The following is a 19,900-nucleotide window of genomic DNA, read 5'->3' on the forward strand; positions in this document are numbered from 1 at the left end:
AGGACGAGGAACATCGAGCCACCCCGACCGGGGTGGCTCTCCTTGTCGTTTCAGTCGGGCATTCGCTGGCTTCATGTGACCGTGGTGGCCCGAGCCCAAGGCGCTCACGGCGTCACGCGATGATGTCGGCAGGCACGCTCAGATCGTGGCGCGCGCGAGAGCTGCGGCGCCGAGCGGCGACAAGGTCGTCGCGGGCGCGGCGTCGACGTCCGTCGGCAACTCGGCGACGACGTCAGGACGCATAGCTGTGCGGGCGCCGTGATGGAGTGGCGGACCGACGCCGTTGCCGGCGCGGCGTCAAGAGCCTGCGGGAGAGGTGACCCGCTGCCGCCCGCGGCGGGTACGCCGACGAGGCGTCGTGCTACGGACTCCCGCCGCGCCGGCGTGGACGGCTGGGGCGTCGTCCCCGCCGCTCGCGGTCCGCATCTGCGTGCGCGGGCCGTATCTCGCGGTAAGTCCGGGGGGCGGCGACCTGCTCGAGAGGGGCTCGACTGCGCACTGGAAGCCGGCTGGTGTCACCGCGTCCGTGCGCCGTCATGCTGGTCCAGCGAGGCGGGCCGAGTGTGACGGCGTTCTCGTCGGCCGGCGCGCAGGGGCGATGCTCGCGATGAGACGATGGGTCTTTGCTTTCGATGAGGGGACACACACGTGAACGCGGACGCAGGTCGCTCGAGCGACTCGAGGAGCGGGGACGACCGCGGATCCCGGGACGCACGCGCAGGCCGTGACGCAGGGCGCGGAAGTGGTCAGGCGGGCGGCGGCTACCCGCGGAGCGGAAGTCCGCGTGGTGCCGGCGCGGGCGCACGCGGTACCGGTGCGGCGACCGGCGGGCGCGGTTCCGCCGGCGAGCGCGGGGGCTGGCAGGACCGGCGCCCCTCGACCGGGGATGCGCCGCGCGCGGGCGGAGGCCGTGGTGGCTTCGCGTCGGGGGGGCCTCGAGGCGCGGCGCGGTCCGGCAACCCGGCTCTCGGCGGTGACCGGGACCGACAGGCGCCTGCGAGCCGCGACCAGAGGGACCAGCGGAGCTCCGGACCGGGTGAGCGCCCGTACCGGCCGCGCGAGGACGGCGACCGGCGCGGCACCGGTGGCCGTCAGGCGGGCGGCTTCCGCGGACGCGACGACGCCGAGCGTGGACGCCCGGGTAGCGGTGGCGGGCGCGGCTCGTTCGAGCCCCGCACGAGCGCCGGGTCCGACCGTCCCTATCGGCCCTCGGGTGACCGGCCCGAGCGGGGCTACCGGCCGTCGGGTGGTGCCGCGGACCGTCCGTTCCGGCTGTCGGGTGATCGCCCCGAGCGTCCGTTCCGGCCGTCGGGTGATCGCCCGGACCGTCCGTTCCGGCCGTCGGGTGATCGGCCGGAGCGTCCGTTCAGGCCTTCGGGTGACCGGCCCGACCGTCCGTCGCGGGATGCGGGGGACCGTCCGTACCGTGCGTCGTCGGACCGCCCCGAGCGTCCGTACCGTCCGTCGGGTGACCGCCCAGACCGTGGGGGCCGTTCGACCGGTGACCGGCCCGACCGTCCGTTCCGTCCGTCGTCCGACCGCCCGGACCGCGGGCAGCGTCCGGCCGGAAGCGGCTACGGAGCGTCGTCGGCGCCTCGCCGCAGCTTCTCCGACGACGCCCCGCGGCTGACGCGCCCGCCGCAGAGCGAGCGGGTGCCTTCGCCCGACATCCCGGACGACGTGCACGCCTCCGACCTCGACCGGGCCGTCCGGGCACGGCTGCGCACGCTCAGCAAGGACAACGCCGAGCAGGTCGCCCTGCACCTCGTGATGACCGGGCGCCTGCTGGACACCGAACCGGAGCTGGCCTACGAGCACGCGCAGGCGGCGGTGCGCCGTGCCGGCCGGGTGGATGTCGTCAGGGAGGCTGCCGGACTGGCCGCCTACCGCACCGGGCGCTTCGCCGAGGCCCTGCGCGAGCTTCGGACTGTGCGCCGGCTCAACGGCTCCTCGGAGCACCTGGCCGTGATGGCGGACTGCGAACGTGGCCTCGGCCGACCGGAGCGGGCGATCGCGCTGGCCGCGTCCGACGAGGCGGAGTCCCTCGAGCCGGACGACCAGGTCGAGCTGGCCATGGTCGTCAGCGGCGCACGCCTGGACCTAGACGAGGCCGAGGCCGCGCTGGCCGTGCTCAGCACGGGCGCTGCCGCACGTGTCGGCGCCAAGGACGGCCTGCTCGCGGTCCGGGTCGCGCACGCCAAGGCCACGGCGCTCGAGGCGCTGGGTCGCGCGGACGACGCCGCCGCGGTCCTGTCGGCCTTCTCCGCTGCGGAGCTCGCCGAGGCGGCCGGCGAGGTCGAGGAGGACGTCGTCGTCTGGGACCTGGCCGACGATGACGACCCGGAGGGCGACGGGGCTGGCTCGGGCGGCGTCCTGTCGCACCAGGACGACGGCGAGGACGGGGCGGACGACGTGGACGACGCCGACGGCTCCCCGGAGCCGGGCGACGCCGCGGACGTGGGCGACGGCGAGGGGACTGGGGTCGACGACGTCGACACGGATGCGACAGCGGACGCCGCCGTGGCCGTCGACGACGTCGCGGCGGCGGAGCACGCTGCTGACGCCGACGACGTGGCCGCAACAGAGCCCGCCGACCACGGCGACGCCGACCGGCCGAATGACACCCGGGCCGACGGCGCCGGGACGGTCGACGCCGCCGACGACAGCGACACCGCCGACACCGTCATCGACGGCGCCGGGACGGTCGACGCCGTCGACGCGACCGACACCGACGCCGCCGACAGCAACTCGGACGAGCACCGGTGACCGGGCTCATCGGCTGCGACGTCCCGCTCGCCGAGCGCTACGACCTGGCGCTCGTCGACCTGGACGGCGTCGCCTACCGCGGGCACGACCCCATCGCGAACGCCGCCGAGGGGCTGGGCGGTGCCCGCGCCCGCGGGATGAGCCTGGTCTTCGTGACCAACAACGCCTCGCGCGAGCCGGAGTCCGTCGCGGCGCAGCTGACCGAGCTCGGCATCCCTGCGGGTCCGGACGAGGTCATGACGGCGGCCCAGGCGGCTGCGGGCGTGCTCAGCACCCGGCTGCGGCCCGGTGCCAAGGTGCTCGTCGTCGGCGGCGCGGGGCTGCTGACCGCCGTCCGCAACGCGGGCTTCACGGTCGTGACGTCAGCGGACGACGAGCCCGAGGCGGTCGCCCAGGGGTTCGCCCCCGAGGTCGGCTGGACCCAGCTCGCCGAGGCCGCGTACGCCGTGCAGCGCGGGGCGTGGCACGTGGCCAGCAACCTGGACCTCAGCCTGCCGATGGCCCGCGGCATCGCGCCGGGCAACGGGTCGCTGGTCGGTGCCGTGCGTGCCGCGACGGGCGTCGTCCCGGACAGCGCGGGCAAGCCGTCGCCGACGATGTACCGGCTCGCCGTCGAGCGCGCCGGCGCGTCGGCCCCGATGGTAATCGGCGACCGGCTGGACACCGACCTCGGCGGCGCTCGTGCTGCGGGGTACCCGGGCCTGCACGTCCTGACCGGCATCAACAGCGGCCGGGACGCGGTGCTCGCCCACCCGAGCGAGCGTCCGTACTTCGTCGGCGCGGACCTGCTGTCGGTCCTGGAGGCGCACCCCGCGCCCGAGGCCACCGCCGAGGGCTGGTGGACGACGCGCGGGGCGGCGGCCCGGGTCGTCGACGGGCGTCTGGAGCTGCGTCCGGCGGCGGGCGACACCACAGAGCTGAACCTGCTGCGGTCCGCGTGCGCCGCCGCCTGGGCTGCCGCGGACGACGGCGCCCCGGTGGACGCCGCGTCCGTCCCCGAGCTGGCGGTCCCGGGGACCTGAGCGCGTCCGTGGCCGCTAGCGTGGCTGCGGCTGCCCGCCCGACGACCGGGTGCGAGGGAACGGATCGGGGCGGCGCGGGCGGATTGAGGACGCAGGACGACGAGGACGGCAGGGGAGAGCGGTGCACGACGACGACCGGACCGACCAGGCAGCGCGCCCGACGCCGGGTCCCGTCCCGACGCCGGGTCCCGTCCCGACGCCGGGTCCCGTCCCGACACCGGGTCCGGTACCGACGCCGGGCGCGCGGCCGACGCCGGGTCCGGTCCCGACGCCGAGCCCGCGCCCGACGCCGGGACCAGCGCCGACGTCGGGCGCGCGGCTGACGCCGGGACCAGCGCCGGCTCCTGCGCCGACTCCCACCGGAGCGTCCGACGAGCCCGACCCCACCGACGACCCCGACTCCACCGGCGACGCCGCGGTCGACGAGGCGCTGTCACGGCTGGCCGGGCTCGAGGACCTGCCGGTGCGCGACCACGTCGCCGTCTTCGACGCCGTGCACGCCGCCCTGCAGGACCGTCTCGCCGACGTCGAGGACTGACGTGCCCGATCGCGGACGCCTGGACGCCGAGCTGGTCCGGCGCGGCCTGGCGCGCTCCCGGCGCCATGCCGGCGAGCTGATCGCCGCGGGCCGGGTGCAGGTCTCCGGTGCCGTCGCGGCCAAGAGCTCGGTGCCGGTCGCGCCGGAGCAGCCGATCGACGTCGCGGCCGACGGGTCCGGTCCGCAGTACGCGTCGCGCGCGGGTCACAAGCTGGCCGGCGCCCTGGACGCGCTCGGTCCCGACGGACCCCGCGTGGTCGGTCGGCGCTGCCTGGACGCCGGTGCGTCGACGGGTGGCTTCACCGACGTCCTGCTGACGCGCGGCGCCGAGCACGTGACGGCCGTCGACGTCGGGCACGGGCAGCTCGTGCCGCGGCTGCTCGAGGACCCCCGGGTGACCGCGCGCGAGGGGGTCAACGTCCGCCACCTGACGCGCGCGGACGTCGAGCCGCGGCCCGAGCTGGTCGTGGGAGACCTGTCGTTCATCTCCCTGACCCTCGTGCTGCCCGCGCTGGCGGAGGTCGTCGCCCCGGGTGGCGACCTGCTGCTCATGGTCAAGCCCCAGTTCGAGGTGGGCCGCGAGCGGCTCGGCACCGGCGGCGTCGTCCGGGACGCCGCGCTGAGGACGGGAGCCGTCCTGGACGTCGCCCTCGCGGCGCTGCGGGCCGGCCTGCAGGTGCGCGACGTCGTGGCGAGCCCGCTGCCGGGCCCCGGCGGCAACGTCGAGTACTTCCTGTGGCTGCAGGCGTCCGAGGCGCAGGGCGACGACGCGCGTGTGGGCGGCACCAGGCAGGATGTGGCAGACCACGACGGACCCGACGCAGACCTGCGCCGGCTCGTGGAGCGCGCGGTGGCGGAGGGGCCGACCGGCGAGGGAGCGACCTGGAGCTCGGGCACGGGTTCGAGCGCGACGAGCGGAGGTGGGCGATGACACGGCGTGCGCTCGTGGTGACCCACGGAGGACGCGAGGAGGCCGTCACCGCGACCGCGGAGGCCGTCCGGGAGCTCGAGCACGCGGGCATCGAGCCGGTGCAGGCGGCGTTCGAGCCGCACGACGGGGCCGCGCCCGTGGACCTCACCGACGTGGAGATGGCGATCGTCCTCGGCGGTGACGGGACGATCCTGCGTGCCGCGGAGATGACCCGGGAGACCTCCATCCCGCTGCTCGGCGTCAACCTCGGGCACGTCGGCTTCCTGGCCGAGAGCGAGCGCGACGACGTCAGCGAGGCCGTGCGGCGCATGGCGGCGGGCGACTTCGAGGTGGAGGAGCGCGGCACGCTCGACGTCCGTGCCCTGGTCCCCGGCGAGCCGGACACCCTCGTGACCTCGTGGGCGCTCAACGACGCGACCGTGGACAAGTCCGACCGCAACCGGATGGTGGAGGTGGTCGTCGAGGTCGACGGGCGCCCGCTGTCCTCGTTCGGGTGCGACGGCGTGGTGATGTCCACCTCGACCGGCTCGACCGCGTACGCGTTCTCCGCCGGCGGTCCGGTGGTGTGGCCGGACGTCGACGGCATGATCCTCGTCCCGGTCTCCGCGCACGCCCTGTTCGCCCGGCCGCTGGTGGTGGGCCCGGGCAGCGTCCTGGCGGTGGAGGTCCTCGCCCGCTCGACGTCGACCGCGGTCCTCACGTGCGACGGACGGCGCCGGTTCCCGCTGCCGTCCGGGGTGCGCGTGGAGGTCCGGCGCAGCGAGGTGCCGGTCCGGCTCGCCCGGCTCAGCCGCGCCCCGTTCACCGACCGGCTCGTCAGCAAGTTCTCCCTGCCCGTCGAGGGCTGGCGCGGCCGCAACCCCGGGGACGTGCCGCGCGGGGTCGCGCCGTGATCGAGGAGATGCGGATCGACAACCTCGGCGTCATCTCCCGGGCGCACGTCGCCCTGGGCGCCGGGCTGACGGTGCTGACCGGCGAGACCGGTGCGGGCAAGACCATGGTCCTCACCGGGCTGAACCTCCTGCTCGGCGGCAAGGCCGACACCGGGGCGGTGCGTGTCGGGCAGCGGTCCGCGGCCGTCGAGGGCCGGCTCGCCGTGCCGTCGGACTCCGCCGTCGCCGAGCGGGCCCGGGACGCCGGTGCGGAGCTGGACGACGACGGGACGCTCGTCGTCCTGCGGACCGTCGCGGCCGAGGGCCGCTCGCGCGCGTTCCTCGGGGGGCGCAGCGTGCCGCAGGCGGTGCTCGCCGAGCTCGCCGACGACCTCGTCACCGTGCACGGCCAGACCGACCAGGCGCGGCTGCGCTCGCCGGCCCGGCAGCGCCAGGCCCTGGACGCGTTCGCCGGCCGCGACCACGCGGGGACCCTCGCCGGGTACCGCGCCGCCTGGGCGGAGCGCGCCCGGCTGGACGAGGAGATCGACGACCTGACCACCCGGGCGCAGGACCGGGCGCGGGAGGCCGAGCTGCTCCGGCTCGGGCTGGCGGAGGTCGAGCGTGTCGACCCGCAGCCGGGGGAGGACGTCGAGCTCGCCGCCGAGACCGAGCGCCTCGCGAACGCCGAGGACCTGCGGTCCGCCGCCACGGGTGCGCACGCCGCGCTGTCCGGCTCGGACGACGGCCCGGACGAGGCGACCGCCGTCGTCGCCGTCGACGCCGCCCGCCGGCTGCTGGAGCAGGCCGGGCACCACGACCCGGTGCTCGCCGCGCTCGCCGGCCGGCTCGCGGACCTGGGGTACCTGCTCGCCGACGTCTCCACCGAGCTGTCCGGGTACCTGCAGGACCTGCAGGCGGACCCGCTGCGCCTGGCCGCCGTCCAGGAGCGCCGCGCGCAGCTCGGGCAGCTGACCCGCAGCTACGGCGAGGACGTCGACGCGGTGCTCGCCTGGGCGCAGACCGCCAGCCAGCGGCTGTTCGAGCTCGACGGCGGCGGCGACCGGCTCGCCGCGCTCACCGAGCGCCGCGCCGAGCTGACCCGCACCCTCGACGGGCTCGCCGACCGGCTGACGTCCGGCCGCCGGGCGGCGGCCCAGACGCTCGCCGCCGCGGTGACCGAGGAGCTGGCCGGGCTGGCGATGGGCGGTGCGACGCTGCTCGTGCAGGTCGCGGAGGCCGAGGAGCCGGGGCCGTGGGGCCGTGACGTCGTGGAGATGCTGCTCGTCCCGCACGCCGGTGCCCCCGCACGCCCGCTGGGCCGGGGTGCGTCCGGCGGCGAGCTGTCACGGGTCATGCTCGCCATCGAGGTCGCGCTGGCGACGTCACCGGAGTCCGGTGCGCACCGGCCGCCGACCTTCGTGTTCGACGAGGTCGACGCCGGCGTGGGTGGCAAGGCCGCCGTGGAGGTCGGGCGGCGGCTCGCCGCGCTCGCCGCCGACGCCCAGGTGCTCGTGGTGACGCACCTCGCGCAGGTCGCCGCGTTCGCCGACACCCACCTCGTGGTGACCAAGGGCACGGGGGACGGTGAGGACGCCGTCACCGAGTCCGGCGTGCGCACCGTGACCGGCGCCGACCGGGTGCGGGAGCTGGCCCGGATGCTGTCCGGGCAGGACTCCGACGCCGCGCGGCAGCACGCCGCTGAGCTCCTCGAGCTGTCGGGCGTGGGACGATGACAGGCGATGAGACTGACGCTGCGCAGGAGCGCGCCCCTTCCTGAGACCCCGGGGACCGCCGGGCCGGCCCGGGTCGACCCCCGCACCAAGGCGCTCACGAAGAGGCTCCGCCCGGGCGACGTCGCCGTCATCGACCACCTGGACATCGACCGGGTCTCGGCCGAGGCGCTCGTCGCGTGCCAGCCGGCCGCCGTGCTCAACGCCGCCCGGTCGACCTCGGGGCGCTACCCGAACCTGGGACCGGAGATCATCCACGCCGCGGGCATCCCGCTGGTCGACGACCTCGGGCCGGACGTCATGTCGCTCACCGAGGGCCGGGTCGTCCGGGTCGAGGACGGCGTCGTCTACGACGGCGACCACATCGTCGCCGAGGGCGTGGAGCAGACAAGCGAGACCATCGAGCGGAACCTGGAGGACGCACGCGCCGGGCTCTCGGTCCAGCTCGAGTCGTTCGCGGCCAACACGATGGACTACCTGCGCCGCGAGCGTGACCTGCTGCTGGACGGCGTCGGCGTCCCGGACATCACGACGGTCATCGACGGTCGCCAGGTGCTCATCGTGGTGCGCGGGTACCACTACAAGGAGGACCTGGCCACGCTGCGGCCGTACATCGTGGAGTACCGGCCCGTGCTGATCGGGGTCGACGGCGGCGCGGACGCCATCCTCGAGGCCGGCTACCGTCCCGACCTCGTCGTGGGGGACATGGACTCGGTGTCCGACCGGGCCCTGACCTGCGGCGCGGAGATCGTCGTCCACGCCTACCGCGACGGTCGGGCGCCGGGGGTCGAGCGGGTGGAGAAGCTCGGCGTCCCGCATGTCGTCTTCCCGGCGACCGGGACCAGCGAGGACGTCGCGATGCTGCTCGCCGACGACAAGGGGGCCGAGCTCATCGTCGCGGTCGGCACCCACGCCACCCTGGTCGAGTTCCTGGACAAGGGCCGCTCCGGGATGGCCAGCACCTTCCTGACCCGCCTGCGGGTGGGCAGCAAGCTCGTCGACGCCAAGGGCGTCTCCCGGCTCTACCGGCACCGCATCTCCAACCTCCAGCTCTTCTTCCTCGTGCTCGCCGGGCTCTTCGCGCTCGGCGTGGCGCTGGCGGCGACCGAGGCGGGGCAGACGCTCATCGCGCTGGTGATGGCCCGGGTCGACGACGTCTTCTCGTGGGTCGGGCAGCTGGTCGGCGGGTCCTCGTGACCTGCCGGGCAGCACGCGTCCCTCGCACCACCTCACACGGAACGGCAGCCCGGTGATCGACTTCAGGTACCACATCGTCTCGCTCATCTCGGTCTTCCTGGCGCTCGCCGTCGGCATCGCGCTGGGCGCCGGACCGTTGGAGCAGACGATCGGCAACACCCTCACCGGGCAGGTCGAGGTGCTGCGTCAGGACCGGGACGCGCTGCGGGCGGAGCTCGACCGGTCCCGGACGACGGCCGACCGCCAGGGCGTGTTCCTCGAGGGCGCCGCGCCGCGGCTGCTCGCCGGCACCCTCACCGACCGGCGCGTCGCGGTGGTGAGCCTGGGCGCCGTCGACGAGGAGTCGCGCGTCGGCGTCGAGGAGCAGCTGGCGGACGCCGGCGCGACGGTCAGCGCGCGCGTCCAGGTCACCGACCTGTGGACCGACCCGACACTGCGCAGCTTCCGCCAGGCGCTCGCCGCCAACCTCGTCACGTACCTCGACCCGGCCCCCGCGACGGGCGCGGGCACCGAGGCCGAGCTCGCCGAGGCGCTCGCGCAGGGCCTCACCGGGGCGGACCCGGCCGCACCGGACCAGCTCTCCGAGCCCGCCGGGATCATCCTGGAGCTGCTGGCCAGCGGGGAGAGCGAGCTCATCACCGTCGCCGAGCCCGTCGCCGCCCCGGCCGACGCCGTCGTCGTGCTGGTGGCGGACCAGCCGGAGGCCCAGGACGAGGACGACGCCGCCCCGGAGCCCGACGCCGACGTCGTCGCCGCGCACGTCGCGATCGTCTCCGCCGCCGAGGCCCGGTCCGAGGGTGCCGTGCTCGCCGGCGACACCACCGTCCCGGGCGACCTCGTCACCACGGTGCTCGCCGACGGCGACCTCGCAGCAGGCCTCAGCACCGTGACCGGGTTCGGCACCGTGACCGGCCAGGTGTCGGTGCCGCTCGCCCTCAACGCCCACATCGGCGGCCGGGTCGGTCACTACGGGTTCGCCGACGGCCTGACCGCGGTGCCCGAGCCGGTCACGCTGCCGGCGGTCGTCCGGACCCCGGTGGTCCCCGAGGCGGCCCCGGCCCCGGCCGAGGCTCCGGCCGACGCCGAGACCTCGGCCGGCTGACCGTGGCTCCGCATCCGTTCCGTGCCGGCGTCGTCGCGCACGCGGTCACGCGGGCGGTCCGCGCGGGGCTCGACCGAGCCGTGGCGAGCGGGTCGCCCGGTGGCGCCGGCGTCCCGGCGGGGGCGTCCCACGACCGACCCGGAGCAGCCCGGGCGCCGCTGACGTCCGGGACGCGATGGACCCGCACCAACCACCGCGGCGAGCCGGTGAGCCTGCTGGAGGGCCCCGCGACCGCGGCGGGACTGCTGACGGCCGGTGCCGTGGGCGGCGGGAGCCCTCGCGCGGCCGTGGCGGCGACGCTCGCGACGGCGGGCGGGGCCGCGTTCGGCCTGCTCGACGACCTCACCGAGGACACCGCCGTGCGGACCAAGGGACTGAGCGGGCACCTGGGTGCGCTGGCCCGGGGCCGGGTGACCACCGGGGGCCTGAAGGTGCTCGGCATCGGGTCCACCTCGCTGCTCGCGGCCCTGGTCGCCACCCCGCGCCCGGGTGCGGGAGCCCCGACGACGGGGCGTGGGCGGGCGGTGGACGTGCTGGCGTCCGGAGCGCTGATCGCCGGGACGGCGAACCTCGTCAACCTGCTGGACCTGCGGCCCGGCCGCGCGCTCAAGCTGGCCGCCCTGTGCGCGGGGCCGCTCGCGCTGGCCGGGGGTCGCGGGGCGGGGGCGGCAGCCGCCGTCGTCGGTGCCGCGACCGCTGCGCTGCGCCGGGACCTCGCGGAGCGGGACATGCTCGGTGACGGCGGGGCGAACGCCGTCGGCGCGCTGCTGGGCACGGCGGTCGTGCTGGACGCGCCACGCCCCGTCCGGCTCGGTGTCCTGGGCGCGGTCGTGGCGCTCACGCTCGCCAGCGAGCGGGTCAGCTTCACCCAGGTCATCGCGTCCCGGCCCCTGCTGCGCGAGCTCGACGAGTGGGGCCGCCGGGCCGGGGCGGAGCGCGCCACGCCCGTCGGGAGCGCGCCGGTCCCGGTCACGGACGCGGTGCCGGTCACGGCCGCAGGCGCGGGCTCGGGCGCGTGACCGGGCGCGCCCGCCGCACCCTCGGCGGGCTCGCCGGGGCGGCAGCCCTGATCGCCGTCGTGACGGTCCTGAGCCGGGTGCTCGGGTTCGGCCGCTGGCTCGTCCAGTCCGGCACCGTCGGGTACGGGTCGATCGGCACGGCGTACGCGTCCGCGAACACGGTGCCGAACGTGCTCTTCGAGGTCGCGGCCGGCGGGGCGCTCGCCGGTGCCCTGATCCCGGTCATCGCCGGTCCGCTGGCCCGCGGCGTCCGCGGTGACGTCGACCGGATCGCGTCCGCGATGCTGGGGTGGGCGCTGGTCGTCCTGGTGCCGGTCGCGGTGCTGCTTGCACTGGTCGCGGACCCGCTGGCCGGGCTCCTCACCGGCCGGGGCGCGGGCTCCGTCGAGCGGCACCTCGTCGCCGACTTCCTGCTCGTGTTCGCCGTGCAGGTGCCGCTGTACGGCGTCGGCGTGGTGCTGGTCGGTGTCCTGCAGGCGCACCGCCGGTTCCTGTGGCCGGCGCTGGCGCCGCTGCTCTCCAGCGTCGTCGTGATCGCCGCGTACGTCGCCTTCGGGGCGCTGGCCGACGGCGAGATCGACGACCCGTCACGCGTCCCGGCCGCCGCGCTGGCGTGGCTGGCATGGGGCACGACGGCGGGCGTCGCCGCCATGAGCCTGCCGCTGCTGCTGCCGCTGCGCCGCACCGGCGTCCGGCTGCGCCCGACGCTGCGCTTCCCCCCCGGCGTGGCCGTGCGGACCCGGTCGCTGGCGTTCGCCGGCGTTGGTGCGCTCCTCGCGCAGCAGGCCGCCGTGGTCACGGTGCTGTGGCTCGCGAACCGCAGCGGCGGGACCGGCACCTACCTGGTGTTCCAGTACACCCAGGCGGTGTACGTCCTGCCGTACGCGGTGCTCGCCGTGCCGCTCGCGACCAGCACCTTCCCGCGGCTGGCGAGCCGGGCTGCGACCGGTGACCTGGACGGGTACGCGTCCATGGCCGCCGTGACGACCCGGGCGGTGCTCGTCGTCGCCGCGGTGGGGGCGGCGGCGCTGGCGGCCGCCGCTCCTGCGGTGGGCGAGCTGTTCCGTGCGATCGGCCGCGGCGACCCCGACCTGGCGCTGGCGATGGGTCCGGCGCTGACCTGGATGGCACCGGGCGTTCTCGGGTTCGCGCTCCTGTTCCACCTGTCCCGGGCGCTGTACGCGCTCGAGCGGGGGCGTCCGGCCGTGCTGGCGACCGCTGCCGGCTGGCTGCTGGCGGTCGTCGCCTCGGTCGTGCTGTGCTCGGTCGTGGTCCGGGCGACGCCGGACGGTCCGGCCACGCTGACCGCGCTCGGCGCCGCGAACACCCTCGGCATGACGCTGGCCGGGGTCGCGCTCCTGGTCGCCGTCCGGCGCGCCGCCGGTGCGCGGGCCCTGCACGGCGTCCCCCGCACGCTGCTCGTGCTGGCGGTCGCCGGGGCGGTCGCGGCGGTGGCGGGTCGGTGGCTGACGGACGCGCTCGCCGGCGCGACGGGTTCCGGCGTGGCCGCCGCGCTCGGGTCCGGCGCGGCAGGGGCGGTGCTCGCCGCGGTCCTCGTCGCCGTGGCCGTGGTCGCGCTGGACCGGGGTGCCGTGCGGGACCTGCGCCACGCCGACCGCGGCGAGGGTGGGAGCGAGGCCGCGGGTGAGGGTGGGGGCGGTGCCGCGCGCCCCGCCGGCGTCCCGGCCGCCGGCACCGGTCCGGCCGAGCCCGGGGAGGGGTTCGGTGCCTGAGCCGCTGCGCGTCCTGCAGGTCCTGGGGTCCAGCGCCGGGGGAGTGGCCCGGCACGTGCGCCAGGTCGCGCAGGCGACGAGCGCCCCGGCGCCGCAGGGCCCCGGCTGGACCGTCCGCGTCGCGGCACCCGCGGCCCTCGCGGACGTGCTCACGCCACCCGGGGGACCGGTCGGGTTCGACGCCGTCGAGATCTCCGACCGTCCCCGCCGCCAGGACGCCGAGGCGGCCCGCCGGCTGCGCTCCCTGGCGGCCGGCGCCGACGTCCTGCACGCGCACGGGCTGCGGGCCGGCGCGCTGGCGGTCGTGGCGGCACGGACGCTGCCGCCCGCCCGCCGTCCCCGGGTCGTGGTGACGCTGCACAACCTGCCCGTCGGGGGCCGGTCGGTCCGGGCCGTGTCCGCCGTCCTCGAGCAGGTCGTCGCGCGGGGCGCCGACGTGGTGCTCGGGGTGTCCGGCGACCTGGTGGACCGGGCGTCCCGGCTGGGTGCCCGGGTCACCGAGCGGGCGCTCGTCCCGGCGCCGGGACGACCCCCTGTGGCGCGCGACCCGGCCGCCGTCCGGACCTCGCTCGGCCTGGAGCCGGGGACGGCCCTGGTCGTGACGGTCGCGCGGCTCGCCCCGCAGAAGGGGCTCGACACCCTGCTGGGCGCCGCTCAGTCGCTGGCGCGGGACGGGACGGCGCCCGTCTGGGTCGTCGCCGGTGACGGACCCCTGCACGGTCCGCTCGCCGAGCGGATCGCGGCCGGCGCCCTGCCGGTGCGGCTCCTCGGCCGTCGCGACGACGCCGCCGACCTCCTGGCCGCCGCGGACGTCGTCGTCTCCAGCGCGGTCTGGGAGGGCCAGCCCCTCGCGATCCAGGAGGCCCTGGCCGTCGGTGCCGCCGTCGTGGCCACCGACGCGGGCGGGACGCGCGAAGTCACCGCCGACGCCGCCGTCCTGGTGCCGGTCGGCGACGCCGCCGCGCTGGCCGGGGCGGTCCGCCGGCTGCTCGACGACCCGGATGCACGCGCGGACCTGCGCCGCCGCGCCCTGGCGCGGGCCGCCGACCTGCCGGACGAGGCCGCCGTCGTCGACCAGCTGCGCCGGGTGTACGGCGCCTAGGGTCACCCGCCGTCGCCCACCCGCCGTCGCCCACCGGTCGGCGCCCACCGATCGGCGCCCACTGGTTGGCGCGCGCAGCCGGCCCGGCCCCGGATCGCGGGGCCGGGTGGCGCCCGTCACGGCGTGGCCGCCTCGCCCGCTCCCGGAAGGGTGCCGTACAGTGGAAGCCCGTGGCAGACCGAGCAAAGCGACTCCCCGGGCGGTCGGACAACACGACCCGGCACATCTTCGTCACGGGAGGCGTCGCCTCCTCTCTCGGCAAGGGCTTGACGGCGTCCAGCCTCGGCCGCTTGCTCCGGTCCCGGGGACTTCGGGTCACGATGCAGAAGCTCGACCCGTATCTCAACGTGGACCCGGGCACCATGAACCCGTTCCAGCACGGCGAGGTCTTCGTCACCGAGGACGGAGCCGAGACGGACCTGGACATCGGCCACTACGAGCGCTTCCTGGACGTCAACCTCACCGCGCCCGCGAACGTCACCACCGGCCAGATCTACTCGACCGTCATCGCGAAGGAGCGGCGCGGGGAGTACCTGGGCGACACGGTCCAGGTGATCCCACACATCACGGACGAGATCAAGGAGCGGATGCGGGCCCAGGCGGGCCCCGACGTCGACGTGATCATCACCGAGATCGGCGGCACGGTCGGTGACATCGAGTCCCAGCCGTTCCTGGAGTCCGCGCGCCAGGTCCGGCACGACCTCGGCCGGGAGAACGTGTTCTTCCTGCACGTCTCGCTCGTGCCGTACATCGGCCCGTCCGGCGAGCTCAAGACGAAGCCGACCCAGCACTCCGTCGCCATGCTGCGGTCCATCGGCATCCAGCCGGACGCGCTCGTGCTGCGCGCCGACCGCGACCTGCCGGAGTCCATCAAGAACAAGATCGGCCTGATGACCGACGTCGACACCGACGCCGTCATCACCTGCCCGGACGCACCGAGCATCTACGACATCCCTCGCGTGCTGCACTCCGAGGGCCTGGACGCCTATGTCGTCCGGCGCCTGGACCTGCCGTTCCACGACGTGGAGTGGGACGCCTGGCGCAAGGTCACCGACCGGGTGCACAACCCGACCCACCGGGTCGAGGTGGCGCTCGTCGGCAAGTACATCGACCTGCCGGACGCGTACCTGTCGGTCACCGAGGCGCTGCGCGCCGGCGGGTTCGACCAGGACGCCAAGGTCACGATCCGCTGGGTCACGTCCGACGACTGCCAGACGCCCGAGGGTGCACGGCTCGCGCTCGAAGGCGCCGACGCGATGCTCGTCCCGGGCGGGTTCGGGGTCCGCGGCATCGAGGGCAAGCTCGGCGCGCTGCGCTGGGCGCGGGAGCACAGGATCCCCACGCTCGGCATCTGCTTGGGCCTGCAGACCATGGTCATCGAGTACGCCCGGTCGGTGCTCGGCCTGGCCGACGCGTCGTCGTCGGAGTTCGACGTCGACACCACGCACCCGGTCGTCGCGACGATGGCCGAGCAGCTCGCCATCGTGGGCGGCGAGGGCGACCTGGGCGGGACCATGCGGCTCGGCTCCTACGAGGCCGAGCTGGCCCCCGGCTCCGTGGTCGCCGAGGCCTACGGCGCCGAGCGGGTCACCGAGCGCCACCGGCACCGCTACGAGGTGAACAACGCCTACCGGGGGCAGCTCGAGGCGGCCGGCCTCGTCTTCTCCGGCCTGTCCCCGGACGGCAAGCTGGTCGAGTTCGTCGAGCTGCCGCGCGAGGTGCACCCGTACTACGTCTCCACCCAGGCGCACCCGGAGTTCAAGTCCCGCCCGACGTCGGCGCACCCGCTGTTCGCCGGTCTCATCGGCGCGGCACTGACCCGTCAGCTCGCCGACGACGAGGCGGCCTGATGCCTCCTCGCGACCGGCTCGCGCCGCGTCCGGTGATCGAGACCGAGGTCATCCACGACGGCATGGTGTTCGACGTCGTCGCGGAGCGGGTGGCGCTGCGCGGTGACGGGTCGGCGCCCGCTCCGGGTGAGCCGGCGGCCGACGTGGTGCGACGCGAGTTCGTCCGGCACCCCGGCGCGGTCGCCGTCGTCGCCCTGGACGACCAGGAGCGCGTGCTGCTGCTCAGCCAGTACCGCCACCCCGTGCGCCGCGAGCTGTGGGAGGTGCCGGCCGGGCTGCTCGACGTCTCGGGGGAGGACGCCCGCGACGCCGCGGCGCGCGAGCTGGCGGAGGAGGCGGACCTGACCGCCGCCCGCTGGGACGTGCTCGTGGACTACTTCACCTCGCCCGGAGCCAGCGACGAGGCCCTGCGCGTGTACCTGGCCCGTGACCTGTCCGACGTGCCGGACGGCGACCGGTTCGAGCGCGAGGACGAGGAGCGCGACATGGTGGCCGAGTGGGTGCCGCTGGACGACGCCGTGACGCTCGTGCTCGGCGGGGCGCTGCACAACCCGTCCGCGGTGTCCGGTGTCCTGGCGGCGGCGGCGGCCAGGGCGGCCGGCTGGGACACGCTGCGTCCGGCGGACGCGCCGTGGCCCGAGCGTCGCGTCGAGGGCTGACGGCCGTGCCACCCCCTGACCGGCCGCTGCGCCGGATGGGCTTCCTCACCATCGGGCTGTTCGACCCCGCCGACCCGCGCGGCGGCCACGAGGCGACGCTCGACCTGATCGCCCTGGGGGAGGAGCTCGGGTTCGACAGCGCGTGGCTGCGGCACCGGCACCTGCAGCACGGGATCTCCTCACCGGTCGCCGTCCTGGCAGCGGCGTCGCAGCGGACCCGCCGTATCGCGCTCGGCACCGCGGTGACGCCGCTCGCGTGGGAGAACCCGCTGCGGCTCGCCGAGGACCTCGCGACCGTCGACGTGCTGTCCGGCGGGCGGCTGAACCCCGGTGTCAGCGTCGGTCCGCCGATGCGGTGGGACGTCGTCAAGGACGCGCTGTACCCCGCGACGGCCGACGTTGAGGACTTCTCCTACGAGCGGGTGCGCCGGCTGGTGGACCACGTGCGAGGGGTCCCGGTGACCGATGCGCCGGTGACCGTCGGTGCCGAGGAGTTCTCCGACCGCGTCCAGCCGCACTCGCCGGGACTGGCCGATCGCCTGTGGTACGGCGGCGGCAGCATGCGCTCGGCGCGGTGGGCCGGCGAGAACGGGCTGAACCTGCTGACCAGCAGCGTGATCACCCTCGGCCCGGACGACCCGGTCGACTTCGCGCAGGTGCAGGCGGCGCAGGTCCGGGCGTTCCGGGACGCCCACCCCGCGGGTCCGGCCGCGCGGGTGTCCCAGGGGCTCGTGGTGATCCCCACCGACAGCGCGACGCCCGACCAGCGCGAGCGGTACACGGCCTACGCCGCCGGCCGGCTGCCCCGCACACGGGCGCCGCAGGGGCCTGCCGGTCTGCTGTTCGCGCCGGACCTCGTCGGCACCTCGGAGGAGCTCGCGGCTCAGCTTCACGCGCACGCCGGCTTCCGGGAGGTCGACGAGGTCGCGTTCGCCCTGCCGTTCACGTTCGAGCACGCGGACTACGTCCAGATCCTCACCGACATGGCGACACGTCTGGGTCCGGCGCTGGGGTGGTCGCCGGCGTCCTGAGGACGGGTGGTCCGACGGGTCGTCGGTGGCGTCGACCGGCCGGGGCTGCCGGCCGTTGACGGCGCTCCGGCGACGGCGGGAGCCTGCCGTCCATGGAGACCGACACGGTGGCGTCCGGCCGGCGCCAAGGGCACCCCCCGCGGCGGCTCATCGGCGCCGTCGTGGTACTCGTGGCGCTTGACCTCGCCGGCGGGCTGACCGCCATCGCGGACGGGATCAACCGCGGCATGGGGGCGTGGGGGCCGCGCGCCCGTCTCGCGGCGCCATTGCCCATGATCCTGCTCCAGGTCGTGACCGCGGCGGTGGCGGTCCGGGCGCCACGCCGCCCGGCGCGGGCCGCGGCGGCCGTGCTGGCGCTGGCCTGTCTGGTGAGCGCCGTCTCCGGGTTCTTCGACGGTGGGCTCGGGGCGCCAGGCCTGTCGCGTCGGCACGTCGCCCTCCAGGTCGTGCTCGTGGGGTGGACCGGGCTGACCGGGGTGCTCACGGCCGCCCACGTCCGGCGGCTCGGTCGGGCCGGGGAGCACTAGCTCGGGTCGTCGGTCGGGCGTGGCGCCGCGGACGCCGGGGCCGGTTCGCGCCCAGGTCCGCCGAGCGCGACCCTTCACTCACTCAGGTCGGCGGAGGCGGAACACGTCGTTCTCGCCCCGACCGTGACTGTCGGGTTCGGTGCCGATCCGGACTGCCCCGAGCCGCTCGACGGCTCGTCGTGAGCGCACGTTGTCGGAGTGGACCAGGAAGACGACCTCGGCGACGACCTGGAAGGCGTGGTCGAGCATCAGCTGCTTCATCTCCGCGTTCCACCGGCCACCCCAGTGCGAGTGCGCGAGGAAGGTCCAGCCGATCTCCACCGCGCCGTCCGGACGCAGGGCATAGCGCGACGTGCCGATGACCTCTCCGCTGCCGGTGTCCACGGCCACCAGCGCCCCCCGGCTCGACACGGCCTCGTCGAACCAGCGGCGGAAGACGGCTTCCTCGGTCCGGTCCTTGGCGGGGTGCTGCTCCCACAGCCGCGGATCGGCGGCGATGCGGTACAGGGCGTCGACGTCACCGGCCTGCAGCGGCCGGAGCCGCAGGAGACGGCCCTGGAGGAACGGCTGGCGGTCCAGCGCCGCGGTGTCGACGTCCACGTCGCGCTCAGGTCGCTCAGGCCGCGCGGAGCACGTACTGGGCGTCGATGCCGTCGTCGGAGTACGTCGCCGTCTCGATCGTGAAGCCGGCGCGCTCGATCATCGGCTCGAGCAGCCACGTGAAGGTGGAGTGCTCGTCGCGGACGTGCTCCTCGAGCTCGTCGCGGCTCCACTCGCCCTCCACGTGCGTGCCGGCCGTCGCGCACCAGGCCTCGATGCGCTCGGGGGCCTCGTCGGGGCCGAAGTTCCACACGACGTCGGAGAGCCGGAGCACCCCACCGGGACGCAGCATGGCGCGCATCCTCGCCAGGGCGACGGCCTTCCAGAAGTCGGGCAGGTGGTGCAGGGCGTAGCGGGTGTACACGACGTCGGCGGGCTCGCCGCGGTGGTCGTAGGTGAGGAAGCCACCACGCGCGATCTCGACGTTGGTCAGCGCCTCGGCGCGGACGCGCGCCTGCAGGCGCTCGAGCATGGCGGGCGACACGTCGACGGCGACCACCCGCCGGCACTCGGCAGCGGCGGCGAGGGTGAGCTGCCCGGTCCCCGCGCCGAGGTCCACCAGCACCGACTCGCCGGTGAGCCCCAGGCTCCGCAGGAGCGCGACCTCCTGGGCGGCGCCGGAGTCCATCTTCGCGTCGTAGCGCGAGACGTGGTCCGCGTCGAGGTTCTCCCGGCCTGCGCTGCGCAGCTCGTCGAGCAGCCAGCCCGGGGACGACGCGGTGGGGGCGGTCATGTGGAGGCCTCCGTCAGGGTGCGGACGTCATCAGGGGGTGCGAAGAGGACCAGCACCCGCAGGTCCTCGCTGACCTGGACGAAGCGATGCGGCGCGCGAGCCGGTACGTAGGCCACCGAACCGGCCGACACCGGCGCCCGCGTCCCGCTGACCTCGAGGACCGCTCGCCCTTCGAGGACGACGTACACCTCGTCCCGCTCGTGCGGCTGCTGGGTGTCCTCGTGCCCGGGCGGGGCGGCGAACAGCCCGAGGGAGAGAGCCGGGACGCGCAGGAACTCCCGGTAGGTGTGGTCTCCGTGCGCGGCGAGCAGCTCGACCAGATCGATCAGCAGCGGTCGTTCGTCACCGTGCTGCGCCTGCTCCGTCGCCATCGCACCACCCTGGCGCGGCGCCCGCGCGGCAACCAGCCGGTCGCCAGCATGCGGACGGCACGCGCCGAGACGCCCGCGACACCCTGGGGCGTCGCCCGTGCTCGCGACGCGGCT

18 protein-coding genes are annotated in these 19,900 nt (G+C 75.9%); 15 read left to right on the forward strand and 3 right to left on the reverse strand.

The annotated features are described in order from the left end of the window. Nucleotides 1–1,653 precede the first annotated feature (1,653 nt). From CAE01nite_RS18265 to CAE01nite_RS15205, 15 genes are all read left to right on the forward strand, one after another. A complete protein-coding gene (locus CAE01nite_RS18265) occupies nt 1,654–2,766 on the forward strand; it encodes a tetratricopeptide repeat protein (protein ID WP_186816617.1) in 1,113 nt (370 codons plus the stop codon). Then, nucleotides 2,763–3,788 carry an HAD-IIA family hydrolase gene (locus tag CAE01nite_RS15140; RefSeq protein WP_146906266.1) on the forward strand — a complete coding sequence of 342 codons (1,026 nt, stop codon included), beginning with the start codon at nt 2,763–2,765 and terminating at the stop codon, nt 3,786–3,788. The genes CAE01nite_RS18265 and CAE01nite_RS15140 overlap by 4 nt, the downstream gene beginning before the upstream one ends. Before the next feature lie 121 nt (nt 3,789–3,909). Continuing rightward, nucleotides 3,910–4,326 carry a hypothetical protein gene (locus tag CAE01nite_RS18840; RefSeq protein WP_146906268.1) on the forward strand — a complete coding sequence of 139 codons (417 nt, stop codon included), beginning with the start codon at nt 3,910–3,912 and terminating at the stop codon, nt 4,324–4,326. Nucleotide 4,327: 1 nt separating this feature from the next. Continuing rightward, the gene (locus tag CAE01nite_RS15150; protein WP_146906270.1) at nt 4,328–5,257 is read left to right on the forward strand and encodes a TlyA family RNA methyltransferase; all 930 of its coding nucleotides are present in this window, start codon (nt 4,328–4,330) and stop codon (nt 5,255–5,257) included. Then, nucleotides 5,254–6,150, forward strand: coding sequence for an NAD kinase (locus CAE01nite_RS15155; protein WP_146906272.1), 897 nt, complete (start codon nt 5,254–5,256; stop codon nt 6,148–6,150). The genes CAE01nite_RS15150 and CAE01nite_RS15155 overlap by 4 nt, the downstream gene beginning before the upstream one ends. Beyond that, nucleotides 6,147–7,865, forward strand: a complete 1,719-nt coding sequence (gene recN / locus CAE01nite_RS15160; RefSeq protein ID WP_146906274.1) for a DNA repair protein RecN — start codon at nt 6,147–6,149, stop codon at nt 7,863–7,865. Before CAE01nite_RS15155 ends, recN begins: the two co-directional genes overlap by 4 nt. A 6-nt stretch (nt 7,866–7,871) precedes the next feature. After that, nucleotides 7,872–9,059 carry a putative cytokinetic ring protein SteA gene (gene steA / locus CAE01nite_RS15165; protein WP_146906275.1) on the forward strand — a complete coding sequence of 396 codons (1,188 nt, stop codon included), beginning with the start codon at nt 7,872–7,874 and terminating at the stop codon, nt 9,057–9,059. A gap of 52 nt (nt 9,060–9,111) precedes the next feature. Continuing rightward, a complete protein-coding gene (locus tag CAE01nite_RS15170) occupies nt 9,112–10,161 on the forward strand; it encodes a copper transporter (protein ID WP_146906277.1) in 1,050 nt (349 codons plus the stop codon). Nucleotides 10,162–10,163: 2 nt separating this feature from the next. Further along, the gene (locus tag CAE01nite_RS15175) at nt 10,164–11,180 is read left to right on the forward strand and encodes a hypothetical protein (RefSeq protein ID WP_246131253.1); all 1,017 of its coding nucleotides are present in this window, start codon (nt 10,164–10,166) and stop codon (nt 11,178–11,180) included. Continuing rightward, nucleotides 11,177–12,913 (forward strand): murein biosynthesis integral membrane protein MurJ, encoded by a 1,737-nt coding sequence (gene murJ, locus CAE01nite_RS15180; protein WP_146906279.1) that lies wholly within the window; start codon nt 11,177–11,179, stop codon nt 12,911–12,913. The genes CAE01nite_RS15175 and murJ overlap by 4 nt, the downstream gene beginning before the upstream one ends. Then, complete coding sequence (locus tag CAE01nite_RS15185; protein ID WP_146906281.1) at nt 12,906–14,015, forward strand: glycosyltransferase family 4 protein; 1,110 nt, start codon at nt 12,906–12,908, stop codon at nt 14,013–14,015. Before murJ ends, CAE01nite_RS15185 begins: the two co-directional genes overlap by 8 nt. Nucleotides 14,016–14,185: 170 nt before the next feature. Further along, nucleotides 14,186–15,865 (forward strand): CTP synthase, encoded by a 1,680-nt coding sequence (pyrG, locus tag CAE01nite_RS15190; RefSeq protein WP_146906283.1) that lies wholly within the window; start codon nt 14,186–14,188, stop codon nt 15,863–15,865. Further along, the gene (locus CAE01nite_RS15195; RefSeq protein WP_146906285.1) at nt 15,865–16,524 is read left to right on the forward strand and encodes an NUDIX domain-containing protein; all 660 of its coding nucleotides are present in this window, start codon (nt 15,865–15,867) and stop codon (nt 16,522–16,524) included. Before pyrG ends, CAE01nite_RS15195 begins: the two co-directional genes overlap by 1 nt. Nucleotides 16,525–16,529: 5 nt before the next feature. Beyond that, on the forward strand, nt 16,530–17,555 hold the full coding sequence (locus CAE01nite_RS15200; RefSeq protein WP_146906287.1) for an LLM class flavin-dependent oxidoreductase: 1,026 nt from the start codon (nt 16,530–16,532) through the stop codon (nt 17,553–17,555). Nucleotides 17,556–17,647: 92 nt separating this feature from the next. Further along, on the forward strand, nt 17,648–18,082 hold the full coding sequence (locus CAE01nite_RS15205; protein ID WP_146906289.1) for a hypothetical protein: 435 nt from the start codon (nt 17,648–17,650) through the stop codon (nt 18,080–18,082). 78 nt (nt 18,083–18,160) lie between these two features. Here the strand turns inward: CAE01nite_RS15205 and CAE01nite_RS15210 are convergent, their stop codons facing one another. The 3 genes from CAE01nite_RS15210 to CAE01nite_RS15220 are packed head-to-tail and all read right to left on the reverse strand — an operon-like array spanning nt 18,161 to nt 19,786. Further along, nucleotides 18,161–18,682, reverse strand: a complete 522-nt coding sequence (locus CAE01nite_RS15210; RefSeq protein WP_222595950.1) for a GNAT family N-acetyltransferase — start codon at nt 18,680–18,682, stop codon at nt 18,161–18,163. 16 nt (nt 18,683–18,698) lie between these two features. After that, nucleotides 18,699–19,415, reverse strand: a complete 717-nt coding sequence (locus CAE01nite_RS15215) for a class I SAM-dependent methyltransferase (protein WP_146906291.1) — start codon at nt 19,413–19,415, stop codon at nt 18,699–18,701. Then, nucleotides 19,412–19,786, reverse strand: a complete 375-nt coding sequence (locus tag CAE01nite_RS15220; protein WP_146906293.1) for a cupin domain-containing protein — start codon at nt 19,784–19,786, stop codon at nt 19,412–19,414. Before CAE01nite_RS15220 ends, CAE01nite_RS15215 begins: the two co-directional genes overlap by 4 nt. Nucleotides 19,787–19,900: the final 114 nt, after the last annotated feature.

The sequence above is a fragment of the Cellulomonas aerilata genome (assembly GCF_007991755.1).
Lineage (GTDB): Bacteria > Actinomycetota > Actinomycetes > Actinomycetales > Cellulomonadaceae > Pengzhenrongella > Pengzhenrongella aerilata.

Bases quoted from the DNA above. Each gene is read 5' to 3' on its own strand.
- CAE01nite_RS15155 (WP_146906272.1), top strand. From the start codon at position 5,254: ATGACACGGCGTGCGCTCGTGGTGACCCACGGAGGACGCGAGGAGGCC.
- CAE01nite_RS15195 (WP_146906285.1), top strand. From the start codon at position 15,865: ATGCCTCCTCGCGACCGGCTCGCGCCGCGTCCGGTGATCGAGACCGAG.
- CAE01nite_RS15215 (WP_146906291.1), bottom strand. From the start codon at position 19,415: ATGACCGCCCCCACCGCGTCGTCCCCGGGCTGGCTGCTCGACGAGCTG.
- CAE01nite_RS15205 (WP_146906289.1), top strand. From the start codon at position 17,648: ATGGAGACCGACACGGTGGCGTCCGGCCGGCGCCAAGGGCACCCCCCG.
- CAE01nite_RS15220 (WP_146906293.1), bottom strand. From the start codon at position 19,786: ATGGCGACGGAGCAGGCGCAGCACGGTGACGAACGACCGCTGCTGATC.
- steA (WP_146906275.1), top strand. From the start codon at position 7,872: ATGAGACTGACGCTGCGCAGGAGCGCGCCCCTTCCTGAGACCCCGGGG.